General features: G+C 69.6%; 20 protein-coding genes and 1 tRNA gene. 12 read left to right on the forward strand and 9 right to left on the reverse strand.

Annotated features, from left to right (window positions below):
* Nucleotides 1-101 precede the first annotated feature (101 nt).
* The 4 genes from M446_RS33150 to M446_RS33165 all read left to right on the forward strand — a co-directional run bounded on the left by M446_RS33150 (nt 102) and on the right by M446_RS33165 (nt 4,270).
* Nucleotides 102-950, forward strand: coding sequence for a D-amino-acid transaminase (locus tag M446_RS33150; RefSeq protein WP_012336462.1), 849 nt, complete (start codon nt 102-104; stop codon nt 948-950).
* 82 nt (nt 951-1,032) lie between these two features.
* Complete coding sequence (locus tag M446_RS33155; RefSeq protein WP_012336463.1) at nt 1,033-1,401, forward strand: hypothetical protein; 369 nt, start codon at nt 1,033-1,035, stop codon at nt 1,399-1,401.
* A gap of 221 nt (nt 1,402-1,622) precedes the next feature.
* A complete protein-coding gene (locus M446_RS33160) occupies nt 1,623-2,915 on the forward strand; it encodes an adenylosuccinate synthase (RefSeq protein WP_012336464.1) in 1,293 nt (430 codons plus the stop codon).
* A gap of 110 nt (nt 2,916-3,025) precedes the next feature.
* Nucleotides 3,026-4,270, forward strand: coding sequence for a hypothetical protein (locus M446_RS33165; protein ID WP_012336465.1), 1,245 nt, complete (start codon nt 3,026-3,028; stop codon nt 4,268-4,270).
* 207 nt (nt 4,271-4,477) lie between these two features.
* Here M446_RS33165 and rpoH read toward each other — a convergent pair whose 3' ends face one another.
* Together rpoH and M446_RS33175 are read right to left on the reverse strand one after the other, a co-directional pair.
* Nucleotides 4,478-5,368: an RNA polymerase sigma factor RpoH gene (rpoH, locus tag M446_RS33170; protein WP_012336466.1), complete on the reverse strand. Its 891-nt coding sequence runs from the start codon at nt 5,366-5,368 to the stop codon at nt 4,478-4,480.
* Between the two features lie 223 nt (nt 5,369-5,591).
* On the reverse strand, nt 5,592-6,602 hold the full coding sequence (locus M446_RS33175) for an RluA family pseudouridine synthase (RefSeq protein ID WP_012336467.1): 1,011 nt from the start codon (nt 6,600-6,602) through the stop codon (nt 5,592-5,594).
* A 93-nt stretch (nt 6,603-6,695) separates the two neighbouring features.
* Here M446_RS33175 and M446_RS33180 point away from each other — a divergent pair.
* From M446_RS33180 to M446_RS33190, 3 genes are all read left to right on the forward strand, one after another.
* A tRNA-Glu gene (locus M446_RS33180) sits at nt 6,696-6,771 on the forward strand.
* 896 nt (nt 6,772-7,667) lie between these two features.
* Complete coding sequence (locus M446_RS33185) at nt 7,668-8,006, forward strand: glutathione S-transferase family protein (protein WP_012336468.1); 339 nt, start codon at nt 7,668-7,670, stop codon at nt 8,004-8,006.
* Nucleotides 8,007-8,036: 30 nt separating this feature from the next.
* Complete coding sequence (locus tag M446_RS33190) at nt 8,037-8,354, forward strand: cupin domain-containing protein (RefSeq protein ID WP_012336469.1); 318 nt, start codon at nt 8,037-8,039, stop codon at nt 8,352-8,354.
* A gap of 404 nt (nt 8,355-8,758) precedes the next feature.
* Here the strand turns inward: M446_RS33190 and M446_RS33195 are convergent, their stop codons facing one another.
* From M446_RS33195 to mdcA, 7 genes are read right to left on the reverse strand one after another with little or no spacing between them, the layout of a single operon-like run.
* Complete coding sequence (locus M446_RS33195) at nt 8,759-9,688, reverse strand: acyltransferase (RefSeq protein ID WP_012336470.1); 930 nt, start codon at nt 9,686-9,688, stop codon at nt 8,759-8,761.
* Entirely contained in the window at nt 9,685-10,542 is an 858-nt protein-coding gene (mdcB, locus tag M446_RS33200; RefSeq protein WP_012336471.1) for a triphosphoribosyl-dephospho-CoA synthase MdcB, read from the reverse strand. The genes M446_RS33195 and mdcB overlap by 4 nt, the downstream gene beginning before the upstream one ends.
* Entirely contained in the window at nt 10,539-11,195 is a 657-nt protein-coding gene (gene mdcG, locus M446_RS33205; RefSeq protein ID WP_012336472.1) for a malonate decarboxylase holo-[acyl-carrier-protein] synthase, read from the reverse strand. The genes mdcB and mdcG overlap by 4 nt, the downstream gene beginning before the upstream one ends.
* Nucleotides 11,188-11,904, reverse strand: coding sequence for a biotin-independent malonate decarboxylase subunit gamma (gene mdcE / locus M446_RS33210; protein WP_012336473.1), 717 nt, complete (start codon nt 11,902-11,904; stop codon nt 11,188-11,190). The genes mdcG and mdcE overlap by 8 nt, the downstream gene beginning before the upstream one ends.
* Nucleotides 11,891-12,811, reverse strand: a complete 921-nt coding sequence (locus M446_RS33215) for a biotin-independent malonate decarboxylase subunit beta (protein ID WP_012336474.1) — start codon at nt 12,809-12,811, stop codon at nt 11,891-11,893. Before M446_RS33215 ends, mdcE begins: the two co-directional genes overlap by 14 nt.
* A 1-nt stretch (nt 12,812) precedes the next feature.
* On the reverse strand, nt 12,813-13,121 hold the full coding sequence (mdcC, locus tag M446_RS33220; RefSeq protein WP_012336475.1) for a malonate decarboxylase acyl carrier protein: 309 nt from the start codon (nt 13,119-13,121) through the stop codon (nt 12,813-12,815).
* 7 nt (nt 13,122-13,128) lie between these two features.
* On the reverse strand, nt 13,129-14,775 hold the full coding sequence (gene mdcA, locus M446_RS33225) for a malonate decarboxylase subunit alpha (RefSeq protein WP_012336476.1): 1,647 nt from the start codon (nt 14,773-14,775) through the stop codon (nt 13,129-13,131).
* A 248-nt stretch (nt 14,776-15,023) separates the two neighbouring features.
* Here mdcA and madL point away from each other — a divergent pair, with 248 nt between their 5' ends.
* From madL to M446_RS33250, 5 genes are all read left to right on the forward strand, one after another.
* Nucleotides 15,024-15,470 carry a malonate transporter subunit MadL gene (gene madL / locus M446_RS33230; protein ID WP_012336477.1) on the forward strand — a complete coding sequence of 149 codons (447 nt, stop codon included), beginning with the start codon at nt 15,024-15,026 and terminating at the stop codon, nt 15,468-15,470.
* Between the two features lie 5 nt (nt 15,471-15,475).
* Nucleotides 15,476-16,240: a malonate transporter subunit MadM gene (gene madM, locus M446_RS33235; RefSeq protein ID WP_012336478.1), complete on the forward strand. Its 765-nt coding sequence runs from the start codon at nt 15,476-15,478 to the stop codon at nt 16,238-16,240.
* Nucleotides 16,241-16,296: 56 nt separating this feature from the next.
* Entirely contained in the window at nt 16,297-16,965 is a 669-nt protein-coding gene (locus tag M446_RS33240; RefSeq protein ID WP_043702831.1) for a GntR family transcriptional regulator, read from the forward strand.
* Between the two features lie 305 nt (nt 16,966-17,270).
* On the forward strand, nt 17,271-18,479 hold the full coding sequence (locus M446_RS33245) for an IS701-like element ISMtsp19 family transposase (protein ID WP_012336480.1): 1,209 nt from the start codon (nt 17,271-17,273) through the stop codon (nt 18,477-18,479).
* Nucleotides 18,480-18,959: 480 nt separating this feature from the next.
* Nucleotides 18,960-19,622 carry a DUF1345 domain-containing protein gene (locus M446_RS33250; RefSeq protein ID WP_012336481.1) on the forward strand — a complete coding sequence of 221 codons (663 nt, stop codon included), beginning with the start codon at nt 18,960-18,962 and terminating at the stop codon, nt 19,620-19,622.
* Nucleotides 19,623-19,848 lie beyond the last annotated feature (226 nt).

The raw sequence follows: 19,848 nt of genomic DNA on the forward strand, positions 1-19,848 counted from the left end.
GCGCAACCGCCTCCCCCGCATGCCGGAGGCCCGCGGAATGCGCTTGCGGCGGGATCGTCTCCGATGCTTGAAGGAAAAGCTGCCCCGCAGGACCATCACCCATGTCGCGCATCGTCTACGTCAACGGCCGCTTCCTCCCCTACGCCGAGGCGGCGATCCCGATCATGGATCGCGGCTTCCTGTTCGCGGACGGGATCTACGAGGTCAGCGCGGTGCTGAACGGCCGGCTCGTCGACAACGCGGCGCATCTCGACCGCCTCGACCGCTCGCTCCGGGAGATCGGCATCGCCAATCCCTTCGATCAGGAGGGCTGGACCGCCCTGGAGGAGGGGCTCGTGGCGCGCAACGGCCTCAAGGAAGGCCTCGTCTACATGCAGGTCACGCGCGGCGTCCACGAGCGGGACTTCCCCTTCCCGCCCGCCGGCACGCCCCCGACCGTGGTGATGTTCACGCAGGAGAAGAGCGTCGCGGCCAACCCCCTGGCCGAGCGCGGCGCCAAGGTGATCTCGGTCGAGGACCTGCGCTGGAAGCGCCGGGACATCAAGTCGGTGGCGCTCCTCGCGCAGGTGCTGGCCAAGCAGCAGGCGGCGGCGGCCGGCGCCAACGAGGCCTGGATGCACGAGGACGGCTTCGTCACCGAGGGCGGCTCCTCCACGGCCTTCATCATCACGGAGGACGGGCGCATCGTCACCCGGCCGCTCTCGACCGCGATCCTGCCCGGCATCACCCGCGAGGCCGTGATCCGCCTCGCCGCCGAGGCCGGCCTGACCATCGAGGAGCGCCCCTTCTCCCTCGACGAGGCGCTGCGGGCCGCGGAGGCGTTCTTCACCAGCGCCTCGGCCCTGGTGATGCCGGTGGTCGAGATCGACGGCCAGCGCGTCGGCGGCGGCCAGCCCGGGCCCCACACCCGCCGCCTGCGCGGGCTCTACCTGGAGATGGCGACCGCCTGAGGTCCCGCGCCGGCCTCCTGAGCTTTGCCGGAACCGGACGGCGCCCCGCCCGGTTTCCCTGGCGAGACCTCAGGAGAGAGAGATGCCGAAGCTGACGCACGGTGCCGTGCTCGCGCTCGCCGCGCTGATGGGCACCGCGGGCCTCACCACCGCGGGCTTCACGACCGCGGGCTTGGCCCAAACGCCCGGCGCGCCGCTCCAGGGGCGGGACACCTCGCCCCTGCCGCCGCCGAACGAGCGCATCCCCGAGAAGATGCGCCCGCCCTCCGATACCGACGCGACCGGCTCGACCCTCAGCGACAGGCTGGAGAGGTCGGACGGCGTGCTGAAGCCGCCGACCTCCGCCACGCCCGACATGACCGTGAAGCCGCCGGTGCCCGACCCGAACTCCACCCGGGTGATCAGGCCGGGCGACCTGCCGGGCAACGGGCCGGCGACCGAGGCCAAGTAGGCGCGAGGCCAAGCAGGCGAGGCCAAGTAGGCGAGGCCAAGTAGGCGAGGCCAAGTCGGCGAGGCCAAGTCGGCGCGAGGCCGAGCAGGCGGGTCGGGCGGCGCGCGGCGTTCCCCGGCCTTCCTTGATTTCCCGGCCCGGATCGCCCAAGACCGCCCGATGCGACAGCCCCGGCCCGCCGCCGGGGCTGTCCGTCTGCGTGCACAGGATCGGATCAGAGGATGGCGAACGTCGTCGTCGTGGGCGCCCAGTGGGGCGACGAGGGCAAGGGCAAGATCGTCGACTGGCTCGCCGAGCAGGCCGACGTGGTGGTGCGCTTCCAGGGCGGCCACAATGCCGGCCACACGCTCGTGATCGACGGGGTGACCTACAAGCTGTCGCTGCTCCCCTCCGGCGTCGTGCGCGGCGGGACGCTCTCGGTGATCGGCAACGGGGTCGTGGTCGATCCCTGGCACCTCGTCGACGAGATCGCGCGGATCGGCACGCAGGGCGTCTCGATCACGCCCGAGACCCTGCGCATCGCGGACAACGCGACCCTGATCCTGCCGCTGCACCGCGAGCTCGACCATTTCCGCGAAACCGCCAACGCCACCCTGAAGATCGGCACCACGAAGCGCGGCATCGGCCCGGCCTACGAGGACAAGGTGGGGCGGCGCGCCATCCGGGTGGTCGACCTCGCCGACGAGGCGCTCCTCGGCGCCAAGATCGAGCGGCTCCTCGCCCACCACAACGCCCTGCGGCGCGGCCTCGGCATCGAGGAGGTGGACGGGGCGGCGCTCAAGGCCGAGCTCCTCGCGATCGCTCCCAAGATCCTGCCCTACGCCGACACGGTGTGGGTGCTCCTCGACGAGGCGCGGCGCGGCGGCCAGCGCATCCTGTTCGAGGGGGCACAGGGCGCGCTCCTCGACGTCGATCACGGCACCTACCCCTACGTCACGTCCTCGAACATCGTCGCCGCGCAGGCCGCGACCGGGTCGGGCCTCGGCCCCTCGGCGATCGGCTACGTGCTCGGCATCGTCAAGGCCTACACGACCCGGGTGGGCGAGGGCCCCTTCCCGACCGAACTCACCGACGCGATCGGCGAGAAGATCGGCGAGCGCGGCCGCGAGTTCGGCGTGGTCACGGGCCGCAAGCGCCGCTGCGGCTGGTTCGACGCCGCCCTCGTCCGCCAGACCGTGCGCACCTCCGGCATCGACGGGATCGCGCTCACCAAGCTCGACATCCTGGACGGGTTCGAGACGATCAAGATCTGCACCGGCTACCGCCTCGACGGCAGGCTGATCGACCACCTGCCGGCGAGTCAGGCGGACCAGGCCCGGGTCGAGCCGGTCTACGAGACCATCGACGGCTGGTTCGAGACCACCGCGGGCGCGCGCTCCTGGGCCGAACTGCCCGCCCAGGCGATCAAGTACGTGCGGCGCATCGAGGAGCTGATCGGCGCCACGGTCGCCCTGCTGTCGACCTCGCCCGAGCGCGACGACACCATCCTGGTCCACAATCCCTTCGAGGATTGAGGCCGGTCGGCTTTGCCCTTCGAGGATTGAGGCCGGTCGGCTTTGCGGCCGGGTGTGGCGCCGCGAAGCTTGACGCGGCCGCTCTGCCGCGACATGGCAGGCGCCGGATCATGGCAGATTACTATCCCCTGCTCGCCCGGGCGCTCGACGCGCTGCCCGACCGCTCGCCGGACATGCGCGAGGCGGTCTACGAGCGCGCGCGCGCGGCCCTGACCGGGCAGCTGCGCTCCCTCGACCCTCCCCTCTCCGAGGAGGACATCGACGCGGAGCGCCGCTCCCTCGACGCCGCGATCGGCCGGCTCGAGGACGAGTTCGGCGCGAAGGTGCCCGAGCCTGCCGCCGCGGCCGCCGTCCCCGGCGAGGCGCCCGCGGCGGCGGTCGCGCCGGCGGCGGAGCCGCCTCCCCCGTCCGAGCCCGACCTGCCCGAGCCCGGGCCCCCGGTCGCCCTGAAGCTGCCCGAGCCCGAGCGCCCGCGCCCGGTCGAGACCGCGGCGGACCTCGCCCCCGACGATTCGCCGGCCCGGCAGCGGCCGCGCATCGACGTGGTGCGGCCCAAGGGGGACCGCTCGCGCCTGTTGCGCAACGGCATCGTGGCGGCGGCGCTGGCGGCCGTGATCGGCGCCATCGCGGCGGCGGCCTGGTCGCTGCGCGACACCCCCGCGACCGTGCAGTCGAAGATCAGCGAGAACGCCGCCGAGCGCCCGCCCGAGCCGCAGGATTCCAAATTCGCCGACCGCGTCGGGGGCGAGCGCGCGCCGGCCGCGCCCCCCGTGGCGGCGGCGGCCCCGCCGCCGACCCGCGCCGGCGCCCCCGACATCACCATCGCCCAGCGCGCCACCCTCTACGAGGAGGCCGGCGGACCGAATAACGGGCCGCGGGCGGCCGCCGGCCAGGTGGTCTGGCGCCTCGATGCGGTCAATGCCGGCCAGGGTCAGCCGCTGCAGACGGTGGTCCGCGCCACCGCGGAAGCGCAGGAGGCCGGCCTGACCGTGGCCATGGTGATCCGCCGCAACACCGACGCGACCCTGCCGGCCTCGCACGTGATCGAGCTGACCTTCACCCCGACCGACCCCTCGCGCAATGTCCGCGACGTCGGCCTGCTGCAGTTCAAGGACGACGAGAGCGCCCGCGGCTCCCCGGTCTCCGGCCTGCCGGTGCCCGTGCGCGAGAACATCTTCCTGATCGGCCTCTCGAACCTCAAGGGCGACATCGAGCGCAACACCGACCTGATGCTGCGGCGCAACTGGATCGACCTGCCGATCCGCTACGCCTCGGGCGGGCGGGCGATCCTGACCTTCGAGAAGGGCAGCGCCGGCGACCGGGTGATGCGCGAGGCCTTCGAGCAGTGGAAGTGAGCCGCGCGGCGTCGCACGGCCCGCCGGGCACGGCCTGATCCGCTTCCCGGACGGTCACGTCCGGACAACGTCCGACACGCCCGTGCGGCGCCTGAGCGAAACCCAAATCCGCATGGCGACGCAATCCGTCGGATCTCGTACGACCCGTCGCGACGCGCCCCAGGGCGCTTCGCGCCGTCGCGGAACGGCGCCGCCGGCGGAAGGTCTCTAGGCCGGCACGCTCGTCCGCGCGGTCTCGCGGCTGGCGAGGTTGCGCTTCACGGCGTCCTGAACCTTCTCGAACGCCCTGACCTCGATCTGGCGCACCCGCTCGCGGGAGACGCCGAACTCGCTCGACAGGTCCTCCAGGGTGATCGGCTCCTCGGCGAGGCGCCGGGCCTCGAAGATGCGCCGCTCGCGCGGGTTGAGCACGCTGAGCGCGTCCCGCAGGGCGGCGAGGCGGTTCTGCCCCTCCTCCTCGCGGGCGAGCACGGCTTCCTGGCTCGGGCTGTCATCCACCAGCCAATCCTGCCACTCGCCCTCGCCCTCCTCGCGCAGGGGGGCGTTGAGCGAGGCGTCGCCGCTGAGGCGGCGGTTCATCTCGATCACGTCCTGCTCGGGCACGCCGAGGCGCGTGGCGATCTGCTTCACCTGCTCGGGGCGCAGGTCGCCCTCGTCGAGGGCCGAGATGCGGCCCTTCGCCTTGCGCAGGTTGAAGAACAGCTTCTTCTGGTTCGCGGTCGTGCCCATCTTCACGAGCGACCACGAGCGCAGGATGTATTCTTGAATCGCCGCCTTGATCCACCACATGGCATAGGTGGCCAGGCGGAAGCCCTTGTCGGGGTCGAAGCGCTTCACGGCCTGCATCAGGCCGACATTGCCCTCGGACACGACCTCGCCGATCGGCAGGCCGTAGCCGCGATAGCCCATCGCGATCTTGGCGACGAGGCGCAGGTGGGACGTGACCAGCTTGTGGGCCGCCTCGCGGTCTCCGTGCTCGCGCCAGCTCTTGGCGAGCATGTACTCCTCCGTCGGCTCCAGCATTGGGAAGCGACGGATCTCGTCGAGATAGCGGGACAGGCCCCCCTCATTGGCGAGCACCGGCAGTGCAGCAGCCATTCAAACCTCCTGGAAGCTCCCCGGCGAGGGCGAGCGCGAACGGCCTCCGAGCGGCCGGCCGTCCGAACGGCCTTTATAGCAGGCCGGGGCGCCGGCGGGTAGCGACGGACGGGTGGTCCGCCGCGATCAACGCGCAACCCTCGGGTTGGTGCATGCGTCGCGATGCGCCGCGCCGCCGCCGGCGTTGGGGCGGCGGAGGCGCGGGAGCGTGCCGCTGCGGCGCTCAGACGCGGGCCGCGCCCCCGGCATGCGGGCCGAGCGCCGCGACGAGCCGCGCGAGGTCGGCGGGCAGCGGGCTCTCGAAGCGCAGGACCGCGTGGCTGCGCGGATGGACGAAGCCCAGCACGGCCGCGTGCAGCGCCTGCCGGCCGAGGGCGTCGAGGGCCTCCCGCGCCTCCGGATCGAGGCGGGCGGCCTTGGTGCGGAAGGCCGCCCCGTAGGTTCTGTCGCCGAGCAGCGGGTGACCGCGATGCGCGAGGTGGACGCGGATCTGGTGCGTGCGTCCCGTCTCCAGCCGGCAGCGGATCTGACCGACCGGCTCGCGCGCCCCGAGGACGGCCTCGGTGCGGTAATGCGTGACCGCATGGCGGCCCTGCTCCGGGCGCACGACCGCGATCTTCTCGCGGTTGCGCTCGGAGCGCGCCAGGGCGGCGTCGATCGTGCCGTTGCGGGGCGCGGGCACGCCCCAGACCAGGGCGAGGTAGGCGCGCTCCAGCATGCCCGAGCGCCCGTGATCGGCGAATTGCAGGCTCAGGCCCGCATGGGCGAGGTCGTTCTTGGCGACGACCAGGAGGCCGCTCGTGTCCTTGTCGAGGCGGTGCACGATGCCGGGCCGGCGCACCCCGCCGATGCCCGAGAGGCTGGCCCCGCAATGGGCGATCAGGGCGTTGACGAGGGTCCCGTCCGGATGTCCGGGCGCCGGATGCACGACGAGGCCGGCGGGCTTGTCGATCACGATGAGGTCGTCGTCCTCGTAGACGATGGCGAGATCGCGCGCCTGCGCCGCGGGCGTCGCCGGCAGGGCCTGCGGCACCGCGACCGCCACGCGCTGCCCGCCCGCGACCTTCACGGCCCCGTCCCGGATCTCCGCCCCGTCGAGGCGCACCCCGCCCTCGCGGATCAGTCCCTGGAGGCGGTTGCGCGAGAGGTCGGGCCACAGGCGGGCGAGCGCGCGGTCGAGGCGCTCGGGCGCCCCGCCTGCCGGAATCTCCGAGACCCTGACCTCGTTCTCCACCCTGCACTCCCGTCGAAAAGCGTCCGCCCGCTGCGTTTTCAGGCTTGTGCAGCCGGGAGCCCGTCGCTATACCCCCGCTCACCGCTCGGGCAAGCTCCCATCGTCTAGCGGTCTAGGACGTCGCCCTCTCACGGCGAAAACAGGGGTTCGAGTCCCCTTGGGAGCGCCATATCTATCAAGCACTTAGCTTGTACTGGCCTGAGGCGTGTCCAACGCATGTCCCATATATGTGCATGGACAGAGGTGGACCTGGTCCCTGTTCAGTTTCATGTCAGAATGCCGATCGCTCTCAGCCCCGAGCCCTCCGGCTATCACGTCTGAAGACGGGTCCAGCGGTCCTCAATAGCCTTCTGCCTTAGCAGCCCAACTATATCGGCGAGATCGGGACGGTCCGGTTCTCCGTGCTCCGGTATCTTGTCCAGCGCATGGTGGGCGGGAGCCTGCACGCCATCGAGGGTGGTTGGCCGGATCGTGAGCACCTTCTCACGTTAGCGACTCGCGATGGCCAAGCTGCCCCCGAAGCGCTCAGCCGCTTGGTGCCGGGAGATGCCGGCCTCCACGGTCTGGACTACGCGCTGACGCCAATCGGCGGACAGGGCTGAGGACCTCGGCGTTCTCCTTTGCCGACCAACCACTCACCCTGCTACCCGTTTCATTCTGCTTGGACGGCGCGTTAGAGGTGCGGTAGCGCCATTGCGGAAGTGGGGCGAAACAGCGCCGGGAGCTCATGCGTGGCCGTCATGCGACGTGCCGCGGGCGTCCGCTTGGCCGAACGCGGACGATCAGGCGGGCCAGCGGGCGAGGTGGGGCTGCGCCCTGATACCGTCGCGGATGTGGACGTGGGGCGCGCCGCGCGCCTCCGTCCTGGCGGGATCGGCCCCACCAAGGAGGTGACCAAGTAGGCATGATAATTGGGGCAGCCTCTGCTACGGCATCGCTGCCCCAGGATGACACCGTCAGTTCTCGTCATCAGGAGCCATCCACACCATCAAGCTCATTGTTGGTTGACCATTGCTGGTCATTCCGAGCGACATACATTCATCCCCGAAATCAGGGGTGACAGTGATGAAGATCACGCTCTGGGGTTTCAGCGGCTCAACCTACGTCCGCACGGTCCGGATGCTGCTCTCCGAGAAGGGGGTGAACGGCTACGAGCAGGTGCCCGTCGACGTGCTCAAGGGGGAGCCGAAATCGGCGGAGCACCTCACCCGCCATCCTTTCGGCAAGGTGCCGGTGGTGGACGTCGACGGCTTTCGCGTCATTGAGACCGCAGCCATCACGCGCTACCTCAACACCGTGCTGCCCGGCCCATCCCTAGTGCCGGCGGACCTGAAGGACGAAGCACGCACGGACATGGTGATGAGCATCGTCGATTCGTGCGGGGCAACATCGACGTCACGGTGACCGTCATCTCCGCATGACGAGGAGGGTAGGGTGACGCTGAACCGGCATTGCATCGCCTGGGACGATATCTCGGAGGAGCGCGCGCCAACTGGCGTCGCCAAGCGCGTGCTCCCGGGCGAAGGTGCCTCTCTTGTCATGATGCGTGTGCCCGCCGGCACGAAGGCCGGACGCCACAGCCACCCGTACGAGCAGTTCGTGCAGGTGATCGCGGGCTCGGGAACCCTCGAAACGGAGCAGGGCCAGCGTCTCTTCGGGCCGGGCCAGGTGTTCCACTTCCCCGCGGGCGCGTGGCACGCTGCCTCCTTCGACAGCGACACCGTCTTGATTGAGACCAACCTGCAGCTTTAGGCCGGCTACGCGACGTCGCGCTCACATGATGAGGGCGCATCTCATCCGACACATTGCGGAGTTGAAACCGCACCTCCACCCCGGCAAGTCCGACGCGGCCGTGCGCGCGATCCTGGACAGGATGCGGAGGCTCTCGTGCAAGAGGACAAGGTCGAGCTGTGTGGGCTCGGCTCATTCAAGACGAAGCTCCGCGAGACCCGCCAGGGGGTGGTCCTCGGACCGGCGAAAGGTTGCAGACGGCCAGCAAGCGGCTGTGCTCGCCCTCCCGCGCGAGGCCGACCCGTTCGCGTAAGCGCGGCGTATGGAACCAGGGACCTGGGAGGTCTCCGCCCTTTTGATGACGGTGCTACGCACGTCCAAGGCTTCGACTCTCCAGAATTACTTCGGTAGTGCAATAGTATAAATTATTTCGCAAATAGATTTATCCAATCAACTACTCCATCGACGGACCGAAATTCTTCAACGGCGTGCGCTCGTGCCTCGGGGATCGCATCACGAGCCATAGTCGTGAGTGCGTGTCCCGGACCGAGTTCCAGCACCGTTTGCGCACCATACTCGCGGCATGCTTCCAGACAGGCGGCCCAGTCGATCGTGTGCGAGATCTGCCGTGCCAGCTTGGCAACGCCCAATCGGAGGTCAAACACGGGCGCCCCATCAAGGCCACTGATCAGCCGCGGGGCGCCCGGGGGCGGACGTCGCAGGCTCTCCCGCCCAAAAACCTCTTCGAAGCGCCGGCTTGCCTCGATCAGGAACGGCGTGTGCGACGGGGTTTGCACCGGCAGAACGACGGCGCGTAATGCGCCGGCTGCACGTGCCTCTGTGCACAGGGCATTGAGCGCGCCCGCCGCGCCGCCAACCACCGCGCTGTCGGCGGCGTTGCGGATGGCCAGGTGACAGCTGTGCCGCTCGGCAAGCCCGTCGATGACCGCGAGGCTCAAGCCCCGGATCCCGGCAAGCCCGAACCCCTCGGGCGCCGCCGCGTCCATAGCCTCCGCGCGGGCGGCCGCGAGGCGCAGGATGGCTTCCGGGTCGAGGCGGCCCGCACAGCCCCAGGCCGCAAGATCGCCGATGCTGTAGCCCGCGACGATCACGCGGACCGGGCGCGCCGCCTCGACGATCGTCCACCCCACCAAGGCAGCGGCGCAGCAGAGGATCTGCCCGGTACGGTTGTCGTGTAGGTTCGCCCCCGCAGTCTGGACAAGCGCTCGCGGGTCGCTCCCGAGCACGCGGGCGGCTGCCGCGAAGACCGGCTCGGCGGCCGGCCACTCGGCCGTGAGGTCGAACATGCCGGGATGCTGGCCCCCCTGGCCCGAGAGGAGCACAGCGAGAGTCACGCCGTCGCCTCGATGCCATCGACGAACAGCGTCATGGCGAGGAGATCCGCGGCGCCGCCGGGGCTGAGATTGCGGGCCACGAAGGCGCGGTGCAGCGCCTCCGCGCGGTCACGCCAATCGGGCTGCGCCACGCCCCCCTCAGCAATGAACCGCGCGGCTTGCGTCCGTGCGAAGGCGTAGCCCTCCGGCCCACCCCGATGCAGGAGGTTGGTGTCTTCGAGATGCGCGATCAGGGAGAGGCAGGTCTCGACGCACGCGGCGTCAGGATCGTCCGGACGCAGCCGTCGGCCGCGGCGCAGGGCCGGCAAGCCGACCTGGTAAAGGGATGGGAAGCCCGCAGCGGCCTCGGCCGGCGCGCCGCCGATGCCGTGGCGGCGACGCGCCCGCGCGCCGGGAGCATGCAGCAGGACCGGACCGTTGAGGATCGCTTCGCCGTAGCGCTCCCGCACGAGGCGGCCGAGCGCCCCTGCGCCGGCTCCCGGCAGGGCGCCGGCCGCTGCGCAGAGGAGGCCGAGCCCGAAGATGGCCCCACGATGCGTGTTCACGCCCCCCGTCGCCGCCCGCATCGCCGCCTCCGCGACGAGGCCAATGCGGCGCAGAGCCGGCATCGGCGCTCCTGCCGCTCCCGCGAGCGCGAGGTCGGCGAAGAAGGGCGCGATCGCCGCGGCGCTCGCCCGGAACGTGCTCGCGTCCATGTCCGCGTGGCTACCGGCATCGACAGGACTGACTAGGCCAGGCTTCGGGTAGGTGTCGAGTTCGGACCGAAGAGCCGCCGCAGCCGCCCTCGCGATCTCGAGGACGGCCGCGCCGAGATCGTCGTCCGCACGTGGAGAGAGGACCGGGAGCGCGCTCATTCAGGGTCTCCCGCCAGGATCGAGCCGGCCTTGCGCATGGCAAGACGATCGCGGTGCTTGACGAGCACGGCATCGCCCGGGGCGGCGGCGTGCAACTCGCGCCAGTTCACGCCGCCCCCGTCGGGCAGCAGGATCTCGCCGTCAAGGCGCATCGGCGCCTGCGCCTCGATCGCCGCGATGCCGCCGAGGAGCCCGCGCGGGACCGCTCCTGCCACAGGCCAGAGCAGGTCGAGATCCGAGGTCTCTGATAGGTAGGGAAGGCCCGTCAGGCTTTGCCAGAGCAGGCTGCCGAACGGGCGGGGAACGAGGTCGTGGCGCTCGCCGAGTGCCACGACCGCCGTAAGCGTCGCCGCCCAAGGTCTCGGACAGGCACCGCGCGCTTCGGACAGGGCCATCCAGGACCTTGGCCGGACCGAAGCGGGCGGGAGTGCGAGACCGATGCGGCGCTTGCCGTCCCGCGGCGGCAGCGGCAGGCCGACCGGCACCAGCCCCTCCTCCCCTGGGTGGGACCGGCGCAGGATGACCGGGCGTCGCATCTGCGCCCATTCGGCCACGTGCGGCACGCCCTCAATGTCTGGCCGGCCAGCTAACACGCCCGCCCAGGCCTGCGGCTCCACGTCGAGGAGGTCGTGGCGCCGGTAGACCTCAGCCAAGGGCAGCGTCCCGCACCACCTGCGCGGCGATCTCCTCGGCAAGCGGCCGCCCCCCGCGCTCGCGCCCAACGCGGTCGCGCGCGTCGCGCTCCGGCATCGCGTCGATCACGGCGGCGATCTGGGGCCCGAGCGGACGCTGCGGGTCGAGCACCGCTTGTACGGCGCCGGTCCGCACCATGTTGTCGAGGCCGGGCGCGAACACGGGTGTGTCCTTGGCCATCGCCTCCAGCCGGTCGAGGGGCAGCTTCGTCACCCGAGCGACCGAGGGCAGGTCCATCACGCTCGGGTTCGCCCCCGGCAGTCCGACGAGGACCCGGGTCGCGAGCGCCGTCGCGATGAAGGCGCCTGCCGCCGAGTGCCCATAGATCAGCCCGACCGTGGGGTGGCCTTTCTGGTCAGCGAGCAGCAGGGTTTTGGCGAGGTGCGCGAGGTACTCGTTGAGGCCGAGCAGCTCGTCGCGCCGGCTCATGCGCTGGCTGTCGGAGTCGATCGCCACCAGGATCGGCGTGCGCTCGCCCCGGCGCACCACGTCGAGGACGTGACCTGCGAGGTGGCAGGCGCCCTCGACGCCGAGGGCTACGTCGCCGTCGATGCCGATCACCGCGAGCCGACCGCCGCGGAACGGTCCCTCACCACTCACGAGCCCGTCCGACACCGCGACGGCATGGCCCTCGGGGAATAGCGAGGAGAGGATTTCAGCGAGCGTCATGGGTGGTCTCCGCGAGGCTGGCCAGAAGGGCGTCGAACTCGGCCGTCGTCATTCCGGGCACCGTGGCCGGATCGTTCACTCCGAGGCGCGCCCAGATCTCGGTGCCGTCGCGGCAAGCACTGAAGCGTTCCAGGCGCTTCTCCAGTCGTGCCTGCTCGGCCTCGAGCGTCGCGAGGTCGAAGGCCGGCGCGCGCGCTATCAGGGCGAGGGCCACCCGCCGGAAGGCCACGACCGTGTCGTCCGCAAAGGCGTCCGCGCCGCCCGTGAGGCGCCGGTGCTTGCCGCCCATCGTGCGCCAGACCAGCGCCCGGTCGCGGGAGTCGAACTCCTCTGCTCCCTTGTTCGTCTCGATCACCTCCGGCCCCGAGACGCTGATGCGCCCGCCCTCCGAGACTGCGAGCCGCGAGCAGGTGGCCGCGATCAGCCCGCCCCCGCCATAGGCCCCGGCTCTCCCACCGATCAGCCCGATCACCGGCACGCCCGCCGCGCGCACCTCCGTGATGGCGCGCATCACCTCGGCGATGGCGGTCTCGCCGGCATTGGCCTCCTGTAGGCGCACGCCGCCGGTGTCGAACAGGATCAGCACTGCTGCAGGCTTTTGCGCCAGAGCCGCGCGCAGCAGCCCGACGAGCTTGGCGCCGTGCACCTCACCGAAGGCTCCGCCCATGAAGCGGCCCTCTTGCGCGGCGGCGAGGACGGGCTTTCCGTCAAGGCGGCCCGCCCCGACGACCATGCCGTCGTCGAAGGCGCGCGGCAGATCGAAGAGTGGCAGGTGCGGGCTCATCCGGCGCTGCTCGGGGCCGATGAACTCGCGGAAGCTGCCTGCGTCGAGCAGGCCGTCGAGGCGGGCGCGGGCGCTCGCCTCGTACCAGCTCGCGGTCGTGGGGTCGGTGATCCGCTCGCTCACGTCAGGCCTCCATCAGCCGGGCGCCCTGGAGCAGGCGCAGGGACACGGTGTCGGGGCGCGCGCCCCCGTCGTTGATGGTGATGCGCAGGCCGCCCGGTTCGGCGCGGGCGACGAAGTCGGCGACCACCGCCGCCCAGACCTCGCCGTAGCCGTGGATCGAGGTCTGGATCTCGACCGTGCAGTCGGTCGGCGGCAGCACGCGCTCCAGCAGCACTTCGAGGTTGCCGGAGGCGACCACGCCGGTGATGGCCTGCGCCTTGGCGCCCGGCAGCGCGCGGCGCGTGGTGTGTCGGAAGCTCAGCTTTTCCATCGCGGCCTCACCAGTTGCGGAACTTCGCCGGCGGCTCGTAGAGTCCGCCGGACCAGTGCACGAGATCCTTGATCGACTTGGCCGCCAGCAGGGAGCGGTCGGCGTCGAGGGGTTCGATGCCGAGATCCTCCGGACGGCGCACGATGCCGCGCTCGCGCAGGCGCTCGACCATGGCCCGGTCGCGCTTGCGGCCGATCTCGGTGTAGCCCGCCACCCCGCGGATCGCCTGCTCGCGCTCGTCCGCCGTGCGGCAGAGCAGGAGGTTGGCGATGCCCTCCTCGGTGACGATGTGGGTGACGTCGTCGGCGTAGACCATCACGGGGGCGAGCTCGAGCCCGAGCTTCTTGGCGAGGTCGAGGGCGTCGAGGCGCTCAACGAAGGCCGGCACGAGCTTGTCGCCGAAGGTCTCGACGATCTGCACCACGAGCTTGCGCCCGCGCATCAGGGCTGGGTCTCCGGTCACCAGCGCCTCCCGTCCCGCCTTCATCCAGGTGTCGGAGGGGTGGCGCCGCCCGTGCGGGTCCGAGCCCATGTTGGGCGCGCCGCCGAAGCCGGCCACCCGCGACTGCGTCACCGTCGAGGAATGGCCCGAGAGGTCGATCTGCAGAGTTGAGCCGATGAAGAGGTCGCAGGCGTAGAGCCCGGCGGTCTGGCAGAAGGCGCGGTTCGAGCGCAAGGAGCCATCCGCGCCGGTGAAGAAAATGTCGGGCCGCTCGCGGATGTAGCGGTCCATGCCGACCTCGGAGCCGAAGCAGTGGATCTGTTGAACCCAGCCCGACTCGATCGCCGGGATCAGGGTCGGGTGGGGGTTGAGCGCCCAGTGGGTGGCGATCTTGCCCTTCAGCCCGAGCCGCTCGGCGTAGGTCGGCAGCAACAGCTCGATCGCCGCGGTGCCGAAACCGATGCCGTGGTTGAGGCGGCGGATGCCGTATTCGGCGTAGATCCCCTTGATCGCCATCATGGCCATCAGGATCTGGGTCTCGGTCATCGCCGCGGGATCACGGGTGAACAGAGGCTCGACGTAGAACGGCTTGTCGGCCGCGACCACGAAGTCGATCCGGTCGCCCGGGATGTCGACGCGCGGCACGCGCTCGACGATCTCGTTGACCTGGGCCACCACGACGCCGTTCTTGAAGGCGGTCGCCTCCACGACGGTCGGCGTGTCCTCGGTGTTCGGCCCCGTATACAGGTTGCCGTCCCGATCGGCTGAGACGCCCGCGATCAGCGCCACGTTCGGCGTGAGGTCGACGAAGTATCGGGCGAACAGCTCGAGGTAGGTGTGCACCGCCCCGAGTTCGATCTGCCCGCCGTAGAGCATGCGGGCGATGCGCCCACCCTGCGGCCCCGAGTAGGAATAGTCGAGGCGCTTGGCGATCCCCTGCTCGAAGATGTCGAGGTGCTCCGGCAGCACGATGCCGGACTGGACCATGTGCAGGTCGTGCACGCGGGCCGGGTCGCACTGGCTCAAACCTCGCGCGAGGCAATCCGCCTGCTTCTGGTTGTCGCCCTCTAGGCAGACCCGGTCGCCCGGGCGGAGGATCGCCTCCAGCAGGTCGACGACCCTCTCGGCGGCCACGACCTTGCCCGAGGCGTGGGCGCGACCCGCCTCGATCCGCGCATCGCGGGCCGCCCGTTCCTGGTGCCAGCCGCTCATCCGGTCCGCTCCCTGGTGAGGCGCCTGCGTATGCGCATGGCCGCAATCCGGCCATGGTTGTATCCGCGGCGGCGCCGAGATGCCTTCTTTGTATTCCTTATTGCGCATACGTCAAGAATGTGTATACGCACAAATGGTCACAACGAACCAATGGATACGGGAAGGAGACGCCTCATGGTGGGTGCATACGCAGGGCCCGAGCCGGGCCGCGGATCCGTGCTGGCGAGAACACGTCGGGAGGGCGGCCGATGACCGTCCTCGGCGTTGCACTTCTCGCGCTCTGCACCCTGGTCGGGGTGTTCCTGGGCGACCTGCTCGGGGTTTTGCTTCAGGTGAAGGCGAATGTCGGCGGCGTCGGCATCGCCATGATGCTGCTGATCGCGGCCCGGGTCTGGCTGGTGCGTCACGGCCGGCTCAGCCACGCGACCCAGCTCGGGGTCGAATTCTGGGCGACCATGTACATCCCCATCGTCGTGGCTATGGCAGCGCAGCAGAACGTCGTCGCCGCGGTGAGCGGCGGCCCGATCGTGGTCATCGCGGCGGTCGGTAGCGTGATGCTGTGCTTCGCCGCGACGGCGCTGCTCGGCCGGCTCGGCGGCAGGCCCGCCGACGTGAGCCCGGAGGTCGAGCACGGCGGCTCGGTGATCGCGGGCGACACCGATGAAGCTCCCTATCCCACGGCAGCCCGGAGGTGAGCCCCATGCTGCACATGCTGGAACACGTCTTCGTCGAGCAGAGCCTGGTGGCGGCCTTCGCGGTCGTCGGCGGCCTGATGCTGGTGTCCAACCTGGTCGGCAAAGGCCTGACGCGCGGGCGCATTCACGGCTCGGCGATCGCCATCGTGCTCGGTCTCGTGCTCGCCTATGTCGGCGGGCTCGTCACGGGCGGCAAGCGGGGTCTCGCCGACCTCCCGGCCTTCGCCGGGATCGGCCTGATGGGCGGCGCGATGCTGCGCGACTTCGCGATCGTCGCCACTGCCTTCGAGGTGGACGTGATCGAGGCGCGCCGCGCCGGCATCCTCGGCGTGGTCGCCCTCGCCCTCGGCACGGTGCTGCCCTTCATCGTCGGGACGCTGACGGCGATTGCCTTCGGCTACCACGACGCGGTCTCGATCACCACGATCGGGGCGGGCGCCATCACCTACATCGTCGGGCCGGTGACGGGCGCGGCGCTCGGCGCCGACTCGACCGTGATGGCGCTCTCCATCGCGACGGGGGTCACCAAGGCCGTGATGGTGATGGTGGGTACGCCCCTCGTCGCCCGGCTGATCGGCCTCGACAACCCGCGCTCGGCGATGGCCTATGGCGGCCTGATGGGCACGGTGAGCGGCGTTGCGGGTGGCCTTGCCGCCACCGATCCGAAGCTCGTTCCCTACGGAGCGTTGACGGCGACGTTCCACACCGGCATCGGCTGCCTCGTGGGTCCATCGCTGTTCTTCCTGATCGTGCGAGCGATCGTGGGATGACCCAGCCGGAGGCCGGACCCAAGGATGCGTCCGGCGCGAAGCAAGAGGATGACGGCATGGACGTCAGTGTCGAAGGGCGGGGTCTCCTCTCCGACCAGATCCGCAACGCCCTAACGGACGAGATCGCCTCGGGCGCGCTGCCGGCGGGCATCGCTCTTGACGAGCAGGACCTCGCCGACCGCTTCGGCGCCTCGCGCACACCCGTGCGCGAGGCTCTGCGGCAGCTCGCCTCCAGCGGCCTCGTCGAGGTGCGGCCGCGGCGTGGTGTTGTAGTCACGCGCATGACCCCTGAGCGGATCATGGAGATGTTCGAGACCACGGCGGAGTTCGAGGCGCTCTGCGTGCGGCTCGCCACTTACCGAATGACGCCGCTCGAACTCAGCGCCTTGATGGACCTGCACGAGCAGTCGGCCGCACCTGTGGCCGCGCAGGACTACGATACCTACGACGCCCTCAATCGGGCCTTCCACGAGGCGCTCTACCGCGCGACCCACAATGGCTTCATGGCCGAGCAGGCCCTGGCCATCCGGGGGCGCCTCTCGGCCTTCCGCCGCACGCAGTTGCGCCACGGTGAGCGCATCCGCCGCTCGCGCGCCGAGCACGGCGAGATCCTGCAGGCGATCGCGGAGGGCGACGGTGAGGCTGCCGCGCGGCGGATGCGCGCCCACATGCTCAATGCGGCGAGTGCCCTTGGCCGGTACGTTGCTGAAAATACCAATGACTGAGCATGTGGCCCATATCTCAAAGATAAGCGTCTGTTTGCAAACTAAAGCACCTATATTAGAACAGAATACGCCTGCATTTCGAGTATCATGCACGCATTGATATGAAGAAAACTGACTTTTTTTGCTGACGTGCGACGGTAATTTGATGAAATTATTGACGTTTGGGGGCGCCAGGCAACCAACCTACAGCGATCGAGCGAGACATTGCTTCTCAATGAGCTGGCTAGCACTGGTGAACCTGCCCGGGAAACCAAGTCTAGCATTACAGTTGCGTTTTCGGCGAGGTTCTGACTCTTTGCGTCGCCATGATTCGCGCATCATGGACGTCGGAGACTTCGGTCAAGGCGACGCTGGAGTTGTGGGCCTCGTCGCTCCGGGAGGTGAAGGGGCGCATGCGGCCTCTGTTCACCCAGCGCCGGGTCGCCGCCTCGGCCGGAGCGTTCTTGGATGGACTGCTCGGTGCAGAGCGGCGCAAGACGGGTTGGATGCGGGCGGAAGCCGCGGGCGATCCCGGGCCCTGGCGCCAGCAGGCGGTGCTTGGGCGCGGACGTTGGGACGCCGACGCTCTGCGCGACGTGGTGCGTGACTATGCTCTGGAGACGCTGGCCGACCCGGACGCGGTTCTGGTTCTCGACGAGACCGGCTTTCTGAAGCAGGGCAAGGCCTCGTGCGGAGTGCATCGCCAGTACACCGGCTCAGCCGGCAAGATCACGAACTGTCAGATCGGCGTGTTCGCGGCCTATGTCTCACGGCACGGTCATGCCTTCATCGATCGAGCCTTGTACCTACCCCAGACCTGGACCTCGGATCCAGCCCGGCTGGCCGCCGCCCACGCGCCGAAGGGGACGACCTTCGCGACCAAGCCGGGATTGGCTCTGGCGATGATCGAGCGGGCGAGGGCTGCCGGCGTGCCGTTTTCCTGGGTAGCGGCCGACACCGTCTACGGGGTCGGCGAGATCGAGATGGCCCTGCGGCGGGCGGGCAAGGGTTACGTGCTCGGGGTGAAGAGCGATCACGCGTTCAACTCCTGGGCCGGCAAGCCGCTGGTGGCCGGCACCGCCGAGACGATCGCGGATGGCCTTGCTCCGTCGGCCTGGACGCGCCTGTCGGCGGGCGACGGGACGAGGGGCGCGAGGCTGTACGACTGGGCCTACTGCGAACTGGCCGACCTCGCTGGTGCCGCCTACGACCAGACCGGCCTGTGGACGCGGGGGCTCCTGATCCGCCGCAGCCTGAGCGATGGCGAGCGGGCCTACTTCACGACCTGGTGCCCGGCCGGCACGCCGATCCAGATCCTGGTCAGCGTCGAGGGACGGCGTTGGAGCATCGAGGACGCGTTCGAGACGGCCAAGACCGACCTCGGGCTGACACACAATGAGACCCGCTCTTGGCACGGCTGGCATCGGCACGTCAGCCTGGTGATGATGGCCTTCGCCCTGCTGACGGTGATCCGCCATCACGCCAACGCGCCGCCCCCAAAAAGCCGAGCCCGGCCGAGACCGCGCGCCCGCTGATCCGCTGGTCGGTCCAGGAGATCCGCCGCATCGCGGTGCGGATGGCACAGCGGCGCATTCAACCCGCTCACGTCATCGCATGGTCGCTCTGGCGACGGGCGCATCAGGCGGCCGCCCGCCAGGCACATCTCAAACAGCGCGCGTCAGACGCCAAATGGCGGCGGCAGCGCCGGACGCCAAGCCGGGCCAGCCGTCAGCCAGCACGCACAAAAACGCAACTGTAATGCTAACCGGGGCATTGGAGCGGTTTCGACCACGGACGGCGATCACGCACTGGTCGCTGGCTGCATTAGCACCTGCGCATGTATGAAATGGCAAGCTACACCACGGTGCAGGGCGAACTGCCGAGCACTGCGCCCACGCCCGCGATGACCAGGTGCTCGGCCGCGAACGCGATCCGAACTCCTCGGCTCGCGCCCTGGACCTCAGCGATCTTCACCGCCACAGCATACCGCTTCGGTTCAGCATTGAGTTTGGACTATGGCCCTGCGCGTCCTCGATACGGTCCACGCCCTCTGGCTCCGACCGCGCCTGCTCGGTTCCATTGCGGTTGCGATCGCCCTCGCGCTGGTGCTGCCGTCAATCGCTACGTGGTCGCGGGTGCTGATCGGCTGGTGCGCGGGTGTGGTCGTCTTCGTCGGGCTTATCGTGTGGAACATGACGACGCAGTCGGCGGACGAGCTGCGGCGCGAGGCCTCGCGGCTCGACGACAGCGCCGCGATGATCTCGCTCTTCGCGCTCCTGGCCGCGACGGCCAGCGTCGGCGGAGTTGGGATGCTCGTCTTCGGCCAGCAGGAGCAGGACGCCTACAAAGGCCCGCACATCGTCCTCGCGGCGGCAACCATCCTCTGCGCCTGGATCTTCGTCCAGGTCGTCTTCACTGTACATTATCTTCACGTCTATTACGGCGAGGACGAAGGTGGCCGGAGCCGCGGCGGCCTCGACTTCAATGGCGATGACGCGCCAGATTTCTGGGACTTCCTGTACTTCGCAGTCACGATCGGCACAACGTCACAAACCTCGGACACCGACATCCGCTCGAAGCACATACGTCGCATCGTCACCGCGCACGCCGTATACTCGTTCTTCTTCAACACCTCCCTACTAGCACTTGCCATCAACATGGGAGCTGGTTTTGCTTAGGGGATACCGGCCTTCTGGCTGGAGCCAGCAGAGCACCCGCCCCAGTCCACAGTGCGCCTCGGTGTTTCCGTCGAATGCAGCCTTGTCGGCAGACATCTGTCATGTATAGAAAACGACAGTTTTTCAGTCACTTAATCCTGTAAGGATTGCATGTCAGGTAATCAAACGGTGCGCCGACGCGGTCGGCACGCATTGCTTGAACCGACAACGTGGCCTGCTGGGCGGC

It is taken from the genome of Methylobacterium sp. 4-46 (assembly GCF_000019365.1).
GTDB lineage: Bacteria > Pseudomonadota > Alphaproteobacteria > Rhizobiales > Beijerinckiaceae > Methylobacterium.